The following is a 14,685-nucleotide window of genomic DNA, read 5'->3' as shown; positions in this document are numbered from 1 at the left end:
CTTAAAAACAAGATCAAAAGATCGCAGCCTGCGGCAGCTCCTACACAGGGGATGGATCGTCAGCGGCCGAGGTAGACCTCGATCACCCGCTCGTTTTCCTGCACCTGCTCCAGCGATCCTTCCGCCAGTACGCTGCCCTGATGCAGCACCGTCACATGGTCGGCAATCGAGCCGACGAAGCCCATGTCGTGCTCCACCACCATCAGCGAATGCTTGCCGGCCAGCGACTTGAACAGCTCGGCGGTGAATTCGGTTTCGGCATCGGTCATGCCCGCCACCGGCTCGTCGAGCAGCAGCAGTTGCGGGTCCTGCATCAGCAACATGCCGATCTCCAGAAACTGCTTCTGACCGTGGGACAGCAGTCCGGCAGGGCGATTGACCGAGGCCGTCAGGCGAATGGTTTCCAGCACTTCGCTGATGCGATCCTTCTGCTCACCGCTCAGACGCGCGCGCAAACTGGCCCAGACCGACTTGTCGGTCTTCTGCGCCAGCTCCAGGTTCTCGAACACGCTGAGGGCTTCGAACACCGTCGGTTTCTGGAACTTGCGCCCGATCCCGGCCTGGGCGATCTGCACTTCGCTCATCTGCGTCAGATCCAGGGTTTCGCCGAACCAGGCTTTGCCGTGGCTGGGGCGGGTCTTGCCGGTGATCACGTCCATCAGCGTGGTCTTGCCCGCGCCGTTGGGGCCGATGATGCAGCGCAGTTCGCCGACGCCGATGTACAGGTTCAGATTGTTCAAGGCGCGGAAGCCGTCGAAGCTGACGCTGATGTCTTCCAGGGTCAGGATCGTGCCGTGCCGGGTGTCGAGGCCCGGGCCGACGCGCTGGCCGAGGCCGATCGAGTCGCGGCTGGTGCCTTCGTCCTTGTTCGGCTCCACGGGGAAAAACGCCGGTTCGAGCATGAATTCAGCACTCGCAGTGACTCTCATTGTTCACCTCGTTTCTTCAGCAGGCCGATCACGCCTTTGGGCAAATACAACGTCACGACGATGAACAGCGCACCGAGGAAGAACAGCCAGTATTCGGGGAAGGCCACGGTGAACCAGCTCTTCATGCCGTTGACCACGCCAGCACCGAGCAGCGGCCCGATCAGCGTGCCACGACCGCCGAGGGCGACCCACACTGCCGCTTCGATGGAGTTGGTCGGCGACATTTCGCTCGGGTTGATGATGCCTACTTGCGGCACATACAACGCCCCGGCGAGACCACACAACACCGCGCTCAAGACCCAGACGAACAGCTTGAAGCCGCGCGGGTCGTAGCCGCAGAACATCAGGCGGTTTTCCGCATCGCGCAGCGCGGTCAGCACCCGGCCGAACTTGCTCTGCGCCAACCGCCAACCGATGAACAGGCTCGCAACCAGCAACAGCACGGTGGCCAGAAACAGCACCGCGCGGGTGCCCGGCTCAGTGATGCCGAAACCGAGAATCGTGCGGAAATTGGTGAAGCCGTTGTTACCACCGAAGCCGGTCTCGTTGCGGAAAAACAGGAGCATCCCGGCGAACGTCAGGGCCTGGGTCATGATCGAGAAATACACGCCCTTGATCCGCGAGCGGAAGGCGAAGAAGCCGAACACCAGCGCCAGCAGACCCGGTGCCAGCACCACCAGACACATCGACCAGATAAAACTGCTGGTGCCGCTCCAGTACCACGGCAATTCGGTCCACGACAGGAAGGTCATGAACGCCGGCAAACCATCACCGGCCGCCTGACGCATCAGGTACATGCCCATCGCGTAACCGCCGAGGGCGAAGAACAGGCCGTGCCCCAGCGACAGCAGCCCGGCGTAGCCCCAGACCAGATCCAGCGCCAGAGCGACGATGGCGTAGCAGAGGATTTTGCCGACCAGCGTCAGCGTATACGCCGACACATGCAGCGTGCTGTCCGGTGCCAACAGCGAGAGCAGCGGCAGGGCAATCAGCAGCACGAGGATCACCGCGCCGATGGCAAGGGTGAGTTTCGGCCCGGCCTTTTGCGTGGCCGTGACAAGTAGAGGCTGGTTCATCAGTCGATCACCCGTCCTTTCAGTGCGAAGAGGCCTTGCGGACGTTTCTGGATGAACAGAATGATCAGCGCGAGGATCAGGATCTTGCCGAGTACCGCACCGATCTGCGGTTCGAGAATCTTGTTGGCGATGCCCAGCCCGAACGCGGCCAGCACGCTGCCGGCGAGTTGGCCGACGCCACCGAGCACCACCACCAGGAACGAGTCGATGATGTAGCTCTGGCCCAGGTCCGGGCCGACGTTGCCGATCTGGCTCAGCGCCACGCCACCGAGGCCGGCGATGCCCGAGCCGAGGCCGAAGGCGAGCATGTCGACGCGCCCGGTCGGCACGCCGCAGCAGGCGGCCATGTTGCGGTTCTGCGTGACCGCTCGCACGTTGAGGCCGAGGCGGGTCTTGTTCAGCAGCAGCCAGGTCAGCACCACCACGAACAAAGCGAAGGCGATGATCACGATGCGGTTGTACGGCAGCACCAGATTCGGCAGCACCTGAATCCCGCCGGACAGCCACGCCGGGTTCGCCACCTCGACGTTCTGCGCTCCGAACAGCAGGCGTACCAACTGGATCAGCATCAGGCTGATGCCCCAGGTGGCGAGCAGGGTTTCCAGCGGCCGGCCGTAGAGATGACGAATCACCGTGCGTTCCAGCGCCATGCCGATCGCCGCCGTGACGAAGAACGCCACCGGCAGCGCGATCAGCGGATAGAACTCGATGGCTTGCGGGGCGTAGCGCTGGAACATCAGCTGCACCACGTAGGTCGAGTAGGCGCCGAGCATCAGCATCTCGCCGTGGGCCATGTTGATCACCCCAAGCAGGCCGAAGGTGATCGCCAGACCGAGTGCCGCGAGCAGCAGAATCGAACCGAGGGACATGCCGCTGAAAGCTTCACCGAGGATTTCGCCGACCAGCAATTTGTGTTTCACCTGCGCCAGACTGGTTTCGGCGGCGGTGCGCACGCCGGCATCGCTTTCGACGCCGGGTTCGAGCAGGCCTTCGAGGCGGGTGCGGGCCAAGGGATCGCCGGTTTCACCGAGCAGGCGCACGGCGGCCAGACGCACTGCCGGGTCGCTGTCCACCAATTGCAGGTTGGCCAGGGCCAGGCTCAGGGCGGCGTGGACGTTCTCATCTTTTTCGCCAGCCAGTTGCTGGTCGAGGAATTTCAGCTGCGCGGGTTTCGCGCTTTTCTGCAATTGCTGCGCAGCAGTCAGACGGATTTTGGCGTCGGCGGCGAGCAATTGGTGGCTGGCCAAAGCGGTGTCGATCAGACCCCGCAGGCGGTTGTTCAGGCGCAGGGTTTTCGGCTGGCCGTCGAGGGTCAATTCGCCTTGTTGCAGGGCGTTGATCAGCTCGACACGCGCCGGCTCGGGCTGCGCGGCCCAGGCTTCGAGCAGTTTGGCTTGCTGCACGGGATTGGCGGCGACGAAGTCTTCGGCGTCGCCGGCAAAGGCAGTCATCGGCAACAGAAGTGCGATGACGAGGATGAAGCGGTAAAGGGTAGTCGGCATAAAGAGTCGCCTTGCGCGGACTAATTGTGGGAGCGGGCTTGCTCGCGAAAGCGGTGTGTCAGCTTGCATTTAAGTTGAATGACGAACTGCTTTCGCGAGCAAGCCCGCTCCCACAGGGGGAGTGTGTCGGACTGAAAGTCTTAACAGCCCGACACCCAATGGCTCAGTTGCTCTTCACCGCATAATCCGGCTTCTTGTCGTTGCCATCGATAAACGGGCTCCACGGCTGGGCACGGATCGGGCCTTCGGTCTGCCAGACCACGTTGAACTGACCGTCAGCCTGGATCTCGCCGATCATCACCGGTTTGTGCAGGTGGTGATTGGTCTTGTCCATGGTCAGGGTGTAACCGGACGGTGCGGCAAAGGTCTGGCCAGCCAGTGCTTCGCGGACTTTGTCGACGTCGGTGGACTTGGCTTTTTCAACGGCTTGCGCCCACATGTGGATGCCGACGTAGGTGGCTTCCATCGGGTCGTTGGTCACCGCTTTGTCGGCGCCCGGCAGGTTGTGTTTCTTCGCGTAGGCCTTCCAGTCAGCGACGAACTTCTTGTTTACCGGGTTCTCCACGGACTCGAAGTAGTTCCACGCCGCGAGGTTGCCCACCAGCGGTTTGGTGTCGATGCCGCGCAGCTCTTCTTCACCCACCGAGAACGCCACCACCGGTACGTCGGTAGCCTTCAGGCCCTGGTTGGCCAGCTCTTTGTAGAACGGCACGTTGGAGTCGCCGTTGACCGTAGAGATCACAGCGGTCTTGCCACCGGCGGAGAATTTCTTGATGTTGGCGACGATGGTTTGATAGTCGCTGTGACCGAACGGGGTGTAGACCTCTTCGATGTCCTTGTCGGCCACGCCTTTGGAATGCAGGAACGAGCGCAGGATCTTGTTGGTGGTGCGCGGGTAGACGTAGTCGGTGCCGAGCAGGAAGAAACGCTTGGCGCTGCCGCCTTCTTCGCTCATCAGGTATTCCACCGCCGGAATCGCCTGCTGGTTCGGTGCGGCGCCGGTGTAGAACACGTTCGGCGACATCTCTTCGCCTTCGTACTGCACCGGGTAGAACAGCAGGCCGTTGAGTTCTTCGAACACCGGCAGTACCGATTTACGTGATACCGAGGTCCAGCAACCGAACACCACCGCGACCTTGTCCTGCGTCAGCAACTGCCGGCCCTTCTCGGCGAACAGCGGCCAGTTCGACGCGGGGTCGACCACCACCGGTTCGAGCATCTTGCCGTTCACGCCGCCCTTGGCGTTGATTTCGTCGATGGTCATCAGCGCCATGTCTTTGAGCGATGTTTCGGAGATCGCCATGGTCCCGGACAACGAATGCAGGATACCGACCTTGATGGTCTCGGCGGCCTGGACAGTCCAGGTCATGCCCATCGCGGCAATGGATGCCGTGAGTGTGAAAGCCTTGATCAAACTGCGACGCTTCATTGTGCGATCTCCATGAACATTAAAGTTTTTTATGGTTGGCAGATGCGGACGACTGAAGACTGTTTTGCAAGGGCTGTGCCCGGTCGGGATCGGGCAGGAAAATGTCGGTTTAGAGCGGTTGCGCGCGGGCGGGGTGCACCATGAAGGGACGAGTCGCGTGTGACGGTGCATTCGTATGCGCCAGATTAGGGCGCCGATTTCGCAAACAATGCCGTTCACTGTGGGAGCGGGCTTGCTCGCGAATGCGGTGGGTCATTCAAAAATGAAGTTGGCTGGCACGCCCTCTTCGCGAGCAGGCTCGCTCCCACAGTTTTTTATGTTTGTTGTGTCAGCGGCGGCGCATCAGGCCGATGAAGAACAGGCCGCCGATAGCCGCGGTGGCAACGCCGATGGGCAGGTCTTCCGGCGCGATCAGGGTGCGCGCGGCGACATCGACCCACACCAGGAACAGGCTGCCGAGCAGTACGCAGGCCGGCAGCAGTCGCCGGTGTTCGGCACCGACCAGACGCCGGGCAATGTGCGGCACCATCAGCCCGACAAAACCGATCGAGCCGCTGATCGACACCAGCACCCCGGTCATCAAGGACGCGATCACAAACACCCGCAGGCGCACCGCGCGGGCATTCAGGCCGAGGGTGACGGCGGTCTGTTCGCCGGCCATCAATGCATTCAATGGCCGAGCCATGCCCAGCAGCAAACCGAGGCCGAGCAACACACTCAGCGCCGGCACCGTCAGCAGCTCCCAGCGCGCCAGCCCGAGGCCGCCGAGCATCCAGAACATCACCGCCGAGCTGGCGCGATGGTCGCCCATGAACAGCAGCAGATTGGCGATTGCCATCATCACGAACGACACCGCCACGCCGCACAGCAGCAACCGGTCGCTGTCGAGCCGGCCCTGACGGTTGGCAATGCCCAGCACCAGAAACATGCTCAGCAAGGCACCGATGAATGCGGCAATCGGCAAGGTCAGCAGGCCGACGATTTCACCGATGTGCAGCACCACGATCACGGCGCCGAGGGTCGCGCCGGAGGTGACGCCAAGCAGGTGCGGGTCGGCCAGTGGATTGCGCGTCACCGCTTGCAGCACCGCGCCGATCAACGCCAGCCCGGCGCCGACCAACGCCCCGAGCAACATGCGCGGCACGCGGATCAGCCAGACGATGTGTTCCTGCCCGGCGCTCCAGCTCACCTCGCCGAGACCGAAGGCCTTGTGCAGCAGAATCCGCCACACCACGTCCACCGGCACCCGCGCCGGACCAAAGCCGAGCGACACCACGCACGACACCAGCAACACGGCGCCGAGGGCGGTCAACAACAGGGCGTAGCGCCGGTCGATCATTCGCCGTGGAACCCCTTGGCCAGGGTTTCCACCGCCAGCACGTTATCGATCCCCGGCGTGGCCTGCACGTAGGGGATGACGATGAAACGCTGGTTCTTGATCGCATCCACCGATTGCAGCGCCGGGTTCTTCAGCAGGAATTCGATCTTCTGCTCGGCGGTGATTTCGCTGTAATCGACGATCACGATCACCTGTGGATTGCGTTCGACCACAGTCTCCCAATTGACCCGGGTCCAGCTTGCTTCGACGTCATCGAGAATGTTGCGCCCGCCGGCCGCGTCGATCAGTGCCTGCGGCATGCCGAGACGCCCGGAAGTCATGGCGCGGTCTTCGCCGCTGTCGTAGAGAAACACGCGTGGCTTGTCGGCGGGCAGGTCTTTGCGGATTTCGATGACCTGATTCTGCATGTCGGCGATCAGTGCGTTGGCGCGATCCTGCACGTCGAAAATCTTCCCGAGGTTGCGCAGGTCGTTATAGGTGTCGTCCAGCGTCGCCGCCGGGCGTTTCATCACGAAGGCGCAGGACTCGGTCAGCTCATACACGTTGATGCCCAGCGGTTGCAGGGTCTGCGGGGTGAGATCGCCGCCGACGCGCATGCCGTAATCCCAACCGGCGAAGAAGAAATCGACGTTGGCGTTGAGCAGGGTTTCCACCGACGGATATTTCGCGGCCAGTTCCGGCAAGCCGTCGAGCAGCGACTGCATCGCGGGCGTCACCGACTTCCAGCCACTGACACCGCTGTACCCGGCCATGCGCGATTTGAGGCCGAGGGCGAGCATCATCTGGGTCATGTTGATGTCGTGACTGACCGCGTGTTTCGGCGCCTGCTTGAAGGTCACTTCGCGGTTGCAGCTATGGATCGTCAGCGGGTACTTCGTGGCTTCGGCGAAGGCCTGGGCACTGCACAACAAAAGAGCGACGCAAAGCAGGGAACGCACAGTCATGGTCGGGTTATCCAGGTGATTCGCGGGTAGTCGTGGAGGGGGTGGGAGTCGATCAACGCTTCGACGCCGAACACGTCGCGCAGCAGTTCGGCGGTCAGTACTTGCTGCGGCGTGCCGCTGGCGACGATCCGTCCGTGGTTGATCACGTACAGTCGGTCGCAGAAGGCGGCCGCGAGGTTCAGGTCGTGGATGCTGGCGAGGGTACCGATCTGCAGGCGTTTGACCAGTTGCAGCAGCTCAAGCTGATAACGCGGGTCGAGGTGGTTGGTCGGCTCGTCGAGGATCAACAGTTGCGGTTGCTGGGTCAGGGCGCGGGCAAGGATCACCCGCTGTTTTTCACCGCCGGACAGCGTGGCGAACGCATGGTCTTCGAAGCCGTCGAGGCCGACGGATGTGAGCGCATGCGTCGCCAGATTGCGATCTTCCAGCGTGTCGCCATCGAACAGGCGTTTGTGCGGCGTGCGGCCCATGGCGACCACTTCTTCGACGGTCAGGCCAAAGGCATCGGGGAATTCCTGGAGGACCACGGCGATGCGTTTTGCGCACCAGCGTGAGGACTGCTTCCACACGTTGTGGTGATCGAGTCTGACCTCACCGCTTTCCGGCTGACTGAAGCGATAGGCGCACCGCAGCAGGCTGGTCTTGCCGCTGCCGTTGGGGCCGATCAGCCCGACGAACTCACCGGCAGCCACCTGCAACGAAGCGTCACGCAGCTGGAACTGGTGATGGCAGTGGCCGTGGCCCAGGGGTGTCCAGGCGAGGTTGGTGAGGTTTAGCGAGGTCATGCTTCTACTCTGAAATATCTGGCGTTGCTGATGACGCCTTCGCGAGCAAGCCCGCTCCCACAGTTGATCGCGTTTCAATGTGGGAGCGGGCTTGCTCGCGAAGAGGGCCATGAATCAAAAGGTGTAATCGGCCGTGACGAAGAACGATCTCGGTTCGCCGAGAATCCACTGCTGGCCCTCATTGTATTGGCTTTGTGCGTACTGGCGGTCAAACAGATTGTTCACCTGCAGGCCCAGCGTAGTGTTGCGCAAGGCTTTCCACGACAGCGTCGCATCGACCACGGTGTAACTCGGCAGCTCGTTGCGATTGGCCATGTCGGCGTAACGCGCATCGACATAACGCACGCCGGCGCCGGCCTTCAGGTCATCGCGGAGGTTTTTATTCAGCCACAGATTGGCCGTTCGACGCGGCACATCCACCGGGCGATTGCCGTTGTACGACAGGGTTTGCCCGTTGACCACTTCGGAGAAGTCATCGTACCTGGCTTTCACAATCGCCGCGTTGGCCTGCAGTTGCCAGGCGTGCGGCAGTTGCAGATCGAGGCTGGCTTCCAGGCCGTTGGACGATTGCTGGCCGACTTGCTGCTTGAGCGTCGGGTTGCCCGGATCGTCGGTCAGCAGTTTCTTTTTGACGATGCGATAGGCCGCCAGGGTGAACTCGCCGCGCTGATCCCAGAACAACTGCTTCATGCCGATTTCTGTCTGCCGCGCGGTCGACAGGTCGTATTGCTGCTGGCTCGGGCTCAGCGAAATCAAGCCACCGATGCCGTCGGTGCTGGTCGCGACCTGGCCGTAGAACGAGGTCTGCGGCGTCAGGGCAAACACCAGTCCGGCCTTCCAGTTGTTGCCGGTCAGGGTCTTGTCGCTCTGGCTGCCATCGACCAGGTTGTTGCGATCCACATGCACGTAATCACGGCGCACGCCGGTCACCAGCGACCAGCGCTCGCTCAGTTGCGTGCGGTTTTCAGCGAACACTGACATCTGTCTGGTGGTGCTGTCGAATTGGTCGCGGTACGGGTTGGCGCTTTCGAAATAGCCCGGTTGCGGGTGATACAGGTCCAGCGCCTGACCGTTCGGCAGCACATCGTTGAACGGTGAGTTGCTGTTGAGCTGGAAACGGATGCGGTTGTAATCGACGCCGGTCACGGTCTGGCTGTCGAGGCCGAACAGCGAGTGTTTGAAGGTGAAGGTCTGGCGGTCGCCGACCTGCTCTTGCTGGTGGCCAATGCCGAAGTAGCCGCTGCGGCTGAGTTGTTGCGTGGCGGCGTCGAAGTTGTAGTTCTCGGCGTTCTGCCAGCGGCGCTGGGCCTTGACGTAATACAGCTCATTGCTGGCGCTGACCGCGTCGTTGATCTGCCAGTCGCTGGTCAGACGCGTCCACTGATCGTTGTAGTGCTGCTGGTCGTCACGCACGTTGTAGTTCTTGTTGCGCAGGCTGTCTTGCAATTGGCCGTTGATCAACGGCGTGCCGAAGTAGTTCTGCGGACGCTGGTCGCCATAGTCGTGGGCGAGGGTGAAGGTCAGGTCGTCGGTGGCTTGCCAGCGCAGGGCGGCGCTGATGAAGTCGCTGGAGGAGTCGCCGCGATCGATCCAGCCGTTGCTGCGCAGACGATTGAGATTGAGGCGATAGCTCAGGGTGTCGCTCAGCGAGCCGCCGCTGTCGAACGCCTGTTGCTGGCTGTCGTAGGAACCGTAGCCGACGCGCAGGTGGTTTTCGATTTCGCCCTCGAACGGTTTCTTCGGGATCACGTTGACCACCGCACCGGTCGCGCCTTCGCCGTACAGCACCGAGGCCGGACCGCGCAGCACGTCGACGCGCGCTACCGACCAGGTGTCGACCGGAAAGGTCACGGTGCCCATGCCGCTGTACATCCGGTTGCCGTCATACAACTGCATCACCGAACTCTGCCCGGTAAAACCGCGTGCCTGCAACGAGGTGCCGCCATCGCCCGGGGTGCCGGTGCGGCTGATGCCGGTGCTGCGTGACACGGCGTCCTGCACGCTGCGATCGCCACGGGCGCGCACCTGCTCGCCGCTGAGGCTTTCGACGCTGGCCGGGGTTTCCATGGCCGTCAGGTTCAGGCGCGAACCAGCGGTGGTCGGTGTGGTCAGGCTGACGTTTTCGTCATCCATGGCCGGGGCGCTGATGGTTCCGGTGGGCAGCGTCAACGGTTGGCCATCGGCGCTGGCGTTGTTCAGGGCGAACAGGCAGAGGCTGGACAAGAGGTACTTGTTCATCGGGGCGGTGAATCACTTCTTCAAAAGACAGCCCACCACTTTTGGTGGCGGGCAGAGCGGCAATTGTGGGAGCGGGCTTGCTCGCGAAGAGGGCGTGTCAGACACCCTGTTCGTTGCATGACACTGCGCCTTCGCGAGCAAGCCCGCTCCCACAGGAATCTGCCGGAGTTTAAGCCCCGGCAGTTTAAAGATCTGTCTAAAACGCGCATCTCGCCTGCTTCATGATGAAGTTGAGGCAGATTCAGCTTGGCGGCCCAAACGCGACAACAGTAGCCGATCCAGCAACCACACCAGCACCAGCGAAGCCCCCACCAGCGGGAAGATCACGGCCAGCACCAGCATGATCGCCACCCCGGTTTTCCACTTCGGCAGGTCATGGCGCAGCGGCGGTACGCCGAACTTGCCCTGCGGACGACGCTTCCACCAGATCACCACACCGCTGACGGCGCTGAGCAGAATCATCAGGCAGATCAGCAGCACGACAATCTGGTTGGAGGTGCCGAACATCTTGCCTTCGTGGAGCATCACGCCGATTTCCGTGGCCCGCGCCACCGCGCCGTACTGCTCGAAACGCACATCGGCGAGGACCTTGCCGGTGTACTGATCGACATGCAGGGTCGCATCGTTACGCGGGTCGTCGGCAAACACGGCAATGGTGAACACCCCGGTCGCGGTGGTCGGCAGGGTGATGCTGTAGCCGGGTTCGACCTTGCGTTCAACGGCAATGTTCTGCACGTCTTGCAGGCTGATCGCGGGTGCGGCGGGGCCGTGTTGCATGCCGCCGTGGGCCATGTGTTCGGCGTGGTCGCCGGACATCGGCATCGGCGTGTTTTCCATCGCCCATGGCACGGTCTGACGCGCGGCGTTGTTCAGGCTGCCGGCCTCGACGTCGGAGGTCGGCACGTTGTTCCACATCGCGGCCGGGAACACGTTCCACACCTGGGCGTACTGCTTGCCCCAGAAGCCGGTCCAGGTCATGCCGCTGAGCAGCATCACCAGCAGCAATGCCGCGCCCCAGAACCCGGTGACCGCGTGCAGATCACGCCACAACACCCGGCCGCGACTGTTCAGGCGAGGCCACAGAATCCCCGCCGCCTGACCGCGCGGCCACCACAGAAAGACCCCCGATACCACCAGCACCACGCCCCAACCGGCGGCGAGTTCGATCAGGCGATCACCCACCGTGCCGATCATCAATTCGCCGTGAATGGCGCGGGCGACGGCTTGCAGATTTTTCTTCGCATCCTGCTCGCCGAGGATGTCGCCGTGGTACGGATCGATGAATACGTTGAGTTCATGACCCTCATTCTTGACGACAAACTGAGCGCTGCGCTCGGCGTTGGCCGGCGGCAGGTACTGGGTGATCTGACCCTGTGGATAAGCGCTCTTGACCCGTTGCAGCAGATCATCGGCCGGCACCGTGTGATGCCCGGCCGGGACGTTGAGCAGGCTGCTGTACATCAGTGAGTCGAGTTGCGGTTTGAACAGGTAGATGATGCCGGTCAGGGCCAGCATCACCATGAAGGGCGCGACGAACAATCCGGCATAGAAATGCCAGCGCCAGGCCAGGTTGTAGAAATTCGCTTTGGGCTTTTGCATCACGTTTGCTCCGCTTGGCTTGGATCTTTTCGTTGTTCTGTATGGGGAGTTTCACCACTGCACTCCTGTGGGAGCGGGCTTGCTCGCGAAGGCGTCGTATCAGGCTGCATCTATGTTGGATGTGCCGTCCCCTTCGCGAGCAAGCTCGCTCCCACAGGGTGGGATTTGACTGTTAGAAACTCATATCGACCTTGGTCCAGAGCGTGCGCCCCGGCTCGTTGATCGCTTGCGGGTCGTTGGCCGGGTAGCCGAAACCGGCGTTACCGGCCAGATTCAGGTGTTCGGCGTAAGCCTTGCCGAACAGGTTGTCGACGCCGGTGCTGACCTTCCAGTTCTTGTTGATCCGGTACGCGCCGTTGAGCGAGAACACGCCAAACCCGCCGCTCTTGTCGTAGTCCTTGCCGACCACGTTGCCCTTGTTCTGGTCGATGCGGTTTTGCGCCGCGACCACACGCCACAGTGCCCCGGCGCTCCAGTTGTCTTCGCTGTAGGTCAGGCCGAAGCGCGCATCCAGCGGCGGCATTTGTGGCAGGGCCTTGCCGTCGCTGCTGTTCTTGCCCCAGGCGTAAGCCAGCGTCGCATCGGCTTTCCAGTGCTCGGTGAGCTTGTACGCCGCGCCCAATTCGCCACCCATGATCCGTGCGTCGATGTTTTCCGCGCGCGAAGAGCTCATGCCCATCATCGTCGGCGTGTAGTCGAACAGGATGTAGTCGCGCACCACGCCGATGTAGCCCGAGGCCCAGGCTTCGAGTTCAGCGGTCTTGTAGTTCACACCGAAGTCGAACTGGGTGGTCTTCTCCGGTTTGATCGAGTCGAACGCATTCAGCGAACCGACCGGGCCAGACGTCGCTGAAAACAGCTCCCAGTAATCCGGGAAGCGCTGCGCGTGGCCGAGGCCGGCGTACAGCGTGGCCGGGCTGTCAGCCAGGTCATGCTCATAACGCACGAAGCCACTTGGCAGGGTGTCGGCGCGGGTCTCGCCGGCGGTCGGGTTGGGGCTGCTCATCATTCCCGAACCAATGCTCTGTCGGTAATCCCTGGCCGAAGCGCGGTCGACCCGGGCGCCAGTGATCAGGCGATCACGGTCGGCGGCGTACCAGGTCATTTCGCTGAACACGCCATAGTTATGGAAATCGGCGTCCTTGGTGTAGGGCTGATCCTTGTAGGTGTCGATGCCCATGCCGCTGCGCTGGCGGTGCTCGTTGGTCTGCGCATCGAGGCCGGTGATCAATTGGATGTCGGCCCAGCGCCAGGTCGCCTTGATCCGCGCGCCGAGGGTGCGACGGTCGACGTTGGAGGCCATGGGACCGGCCATCATCCCGGTGCCGGACGGCGTGCGCAGGGTGTAGTTGTCCATCACGTGGTCGGCGTAGTTGTAGTAGACCTGTGCTTCGAGCTTTTCCAACACGTCAGTGATGTTGGATTTTTCGAAGCGCAGGCCGAGGCTTTCGCGCAGGAACTGCGAACCGTCCATGCCGCGTCCGGCGTAGCGTGCTTCGCCGTCGCCCTTGCCGGCCGTCAGTTCGATCAGGGTGTCGGCGTCCGGGGTCCAGCCGACGGCGATGTCACCGTTCCACTTGTCGTAGCGCGACGGCACGGTGGCGTTGTTGCCGTCGCGATAGTCGTCGGAGTGCGCGGTGTTGCCGATCACTCGCACATAGCCCAAAGGCCCGCCGGCAGCAGCGTCGACAACCTTGTCGAAGCGTCCGTTGGAGCCGGCCAGCACGCTGGCATTCACCCGTGTGCCGAGCTCGCCGAAGCTTTCCGGTTCACGGTCGAACAGCACCGTGCCGGCCGAGGCACCCGGCCCCCAGAGCACGGTTTGCGGGCCTTTGATCACCGTGAGCTTGTCGTAGGTTTCCGGCGAGATGTAGGAGGTCGGCGCGTCCATGCGGCCGGGGCAGGCGCCGAGCAACATGCTGCCGTTGGTGAGAATGTTCAGCCGCGAACCGAACATCCCGCGTAGCACCGGATCACCGTTGGTGCCGCCGTTGCGCACCAGGGCGAAGCCGGGAATGGTCTTCAGGTAATCGCCGCCGTCACTGGCCGGCACCGGTTGGCGCGGGTCCTTGGGGTTGGTGACGATGGTCAGCGGCGAGCTCGGGGCGATCGCGGTGATCACCGTCGGACTCAGTTCTTCGTTGTGCCCGGCGTGGTCATCGGCCAACACCAGCGGGGACAGCAGGACGCCGCAAAGGACGGCGGTGGCGTGCGAGAAACGAATGCGCGATTCGTTCAAGGCAAAGGACGCCCGAGCAGCGCTCAAACGTGGAACAGCAGAAAACCTGGACATGACAATTTCCATCAAACAGTCGTAAACGACACGGCCGGCAGCCTGAAGCTGTCTTCTCAACCGTGTGCAATCAAAGGTGCGGTGTTTACGCGGCGATGGGCGGGGCGCGGGTTCGGGCGCCGGGGAAGAAGGTCTGCCGGGCATGCCCCAGACGCGGGGAGGGTGGAGTGAAGGTGTTGGCGTGGGCGATGCTGAACGTGGCGAAAGTGCCGCCACCGGTCAGCGCCGGGCAGTTGAACAGCAGGCTGCAATAACCGCATTTTTCCCACAGGGCGTGGTGCGAGGATTGCGGCGGACAGTGTTCGGCAGCCGGTTGTGCACCGTGCTTGGCGTGATCCATGCCCGGCATGGTCATCGACATGTCCATGGGCATCGCCATGGAAGTCGAGGCGTGCTGATCCATCGGCATCGACTGAGAAATCAGCGGGCCGATGAAGATCATCAACATGGCGAACAGGGCGATCCAGCTACCGCGGGTCAGAGTCTGGCTCTGGCGATGCAGGCGGGACGCCCCGGCGCGTTGCGGGCGCACGGGCGTGGTCAGCCGGATC

The 14,685-nt window shown here is 62.5% G+C and carries 11 protein-coding genes; all 11 read right to left on the bottom strand.

Annotated features, from left to right (window positions below):
• Positions 1–59: 59 nt before the first annotated feature.
• On the bottom strand, positions 60–929 hold the full coding sequence (gene urtD / locus NTD85_RS16110) for an urea ABC transporter ATP-binding protein UrtD (protein WP_401065072.1): 870 nt from the start codon (positions 927–929) through the stop codon (positions 60–62).
• Complete coding sequence (gene urtC / locus NTD85_RS16105) at positions 926–2,005, bottom strand: urea ABC transporter permease subunit UrtC (protein ID WP_262142668.1); 1,080 nt, start codon at positions 2,003–2,005, stop codon at positions 926–928. Before urtC ends, urtD begins: the two co-directional genes overlap by 4 nt.
• Positions 2,005–3,507, bottom strand: a complete 1,503-nt coding sequence (gene urtB, locus NTD85_RS16100) for an urea ABC transporter permease subunit UrtB (protein WP_262142667.1) — start codon at positions 3,505–3,507, stop codon at positions 2,005–2,007. The genes urtC and urtB overlap by 1 nt, the downstream gene beginning before the upstream one ends.
• Positions 3,508–3,670: 163 nt before the next feature.
• A complete protein-coding gene (gene urtA, locus NTD85_RS16095; protein WP_003221226.1) occupies positions 3,671–4,936 on the bottom strand; it encodes an urea ABC transporter substrate-binding protein in 1,266 nt (421 codons plus the stop codon).
• Between the two features lie 328 nt (positions 4,937–5,264).
• Positions 5,265–6,275 (bottom strand): FecCD family ABC transporter permease, encoded by a 1,011-nt coding sequence (locus NTD85_RS16085; protein WP_262142666.1) that lies wholly within the window; start codon positions 6,273–6,275, stop codon positions 5,265–5,267.
• A complete protein-coding gene (locus NTD85_RS16080; RefSeq protein WP_262142664.1) occupies positions 6,272–7,219 on the bottom strand; it encodes an ABC transporter substrate-binding protein in 948 nt (315 codons plus the stop codon). The genes NTD85_RS16085 and NTD85_RS16080 overlap by 4 nt, the downstream gene beginning before the upstream one ends.
• Complete coding sequence (locus NTD85_RS16075) at positions 7,216–8,004, bottom strand: ABC transporter ATP-binding protein (protein ID WP_262142663.1); 789 nt, start codon at positions 8,002–8,004, stop codon at positions 7,216–7,218. The genes NTD85_RS16080 and NTD85_RS16075 overlap by 4 nt, the downstream gene beginning before the upstream one ends.
• Positions 8,005–8,118: 114 nt before the next feature.
• Complete coding sequence (locus NTD85_RS16070) at positions 8,119–10,242, bottom strand: TonB-dependent receptor (protein WP_262142662.1); 2,124 nt, start codon at positions 10,240–10,242, stop codon at positions 8,119–8,121.
• Positions 10,243–10,461: 219 nt separating this feature from the next.
• A complete protein-coding gene (locus NTD85_RS16065) occupies positions 10,462–11,841 on the bottom strand; it encodes a PepSY-associated TM helix domain-containing protein (RefSeq protein WP_262142661.1) in 1,380 nt (459 codons plus the stop codon).
• Between the two features lie 172 nt (positions 11,842–12,013).
• Complete coding sequence (locus NTD85_RS16060) at positions 12,014–14,134, bottom strand: TonB-dependent copper receptor (RefSeq protein WP_262142660.1); 2,121 nt, start codon at positions 14,132–14,134, stop codon at positions 12,014–12,016.
• Between the two features lie 85 nt (positions 14,135–14,219).
• Entirely contained in the window at positions 14,220–14,666 is a 447-nt protein-coding gene (locus tag NTD85_RS16055) for a DUF2946 domain-containing protein (protein ID WP_262142659.1), read from the bottom strand.
• Positions 14,667–14,685: the final 19 nt, after the last annotated feature.

Source organism: Pseudomonas sp. 13B_3.2_Bac1, assembly GCF_025466205.1.
In the GTDB taxonomy this organism is placed as follows: Bacteria; Pseudomonadota; Gammaproteobacteria; order Pseudomonadales; family Pseudomonadaceae; genus Aquipseudomonas; species Aquipseudomonas fluorescens_H.
The sequence above is the reverse complement of the archived record's forward strand: the minus strand, read 5'-3'. Positions and strand labels throughout refer to the sequence as shown.

What these genes read in the sequence shown, in the direction of transcription:
- urtD (WP_401065072.1), bottom strand. Translation starts at nt 929, where the DNA reads ATGAGAGTCACTGCGAGTGCTGAATTCATGCTCGAACCGGCGTTTTTC.
- urtC (WP_262142668.1), bottom strand. Translation starts at nt 2,005, where the DNA reads ATGAACCAGCCTCTACTTGTCACGGCCACGCAAAAGGCCGGGCCGAAA.
- urtB (WP_262142667.1), bottom strand. Translation starts at nt 3,507, where the DNA reads ATGCCGACTACCCTTTACCGCTTCATCCTCGTCATCGCACTTCTGTTG.
- urtA (WP_003221226.1), bottom strand. Translation starts at nt 4,936, where the DNA reads ATGAAGCGTCGCAGTTTGATCAAGGCTTTCACACTCACGGCATCCATT.
- NTD85_RS16085 (WP_262142666.1), bottom strand. Translation starts at nt 6,275, where the DNA reads ATGATCGACCGGCGCTACGCCCTGTTGTTGACCGCCCTCGGCGCCGTG.
- NTD85_RS16080 (WP_262142664.1), bottom strand. Translation starts at nt 7,219, where the DNA reads ATGACTGTGCGTTCCCTGCTTTGCGTCGCTCTTTTGTTGTGCAGTGCC.
- NTD85_RS16075 (WP_262142663.1), bottom strand. Translation starts at nt 8,004, where the DNA reads ATGACCTCGCTAAACCTCACCAACCTCGCCTGGACACCCCTGGGCCAC.
- NTD85_RS16070 (WP_262142662.1), bottom strand. Translation starts at nt 10,242, where the DNA reads ATGAACAAGTACCTCTTGTCCAGCCTCTGCCTGTTCGCCCTGAACAAC.
- NTD85_RS16065 (WP_262142661.1), bottom strand. Translation starts at nt 11,841, where the DNA reads ATGCAAAAGCCCAAAGCGAATTTCTACAACCTGGCCTGGCGCTGGCAT.
- NTD85_RS16060 (WP_262142660.1), bottom strand. Translation starts at nt 14,134, where the DNA reads ATGTCCAGGTTTTCTGCTGTTCCACGTTTGAGCGCTGCTCGGGCGTCC.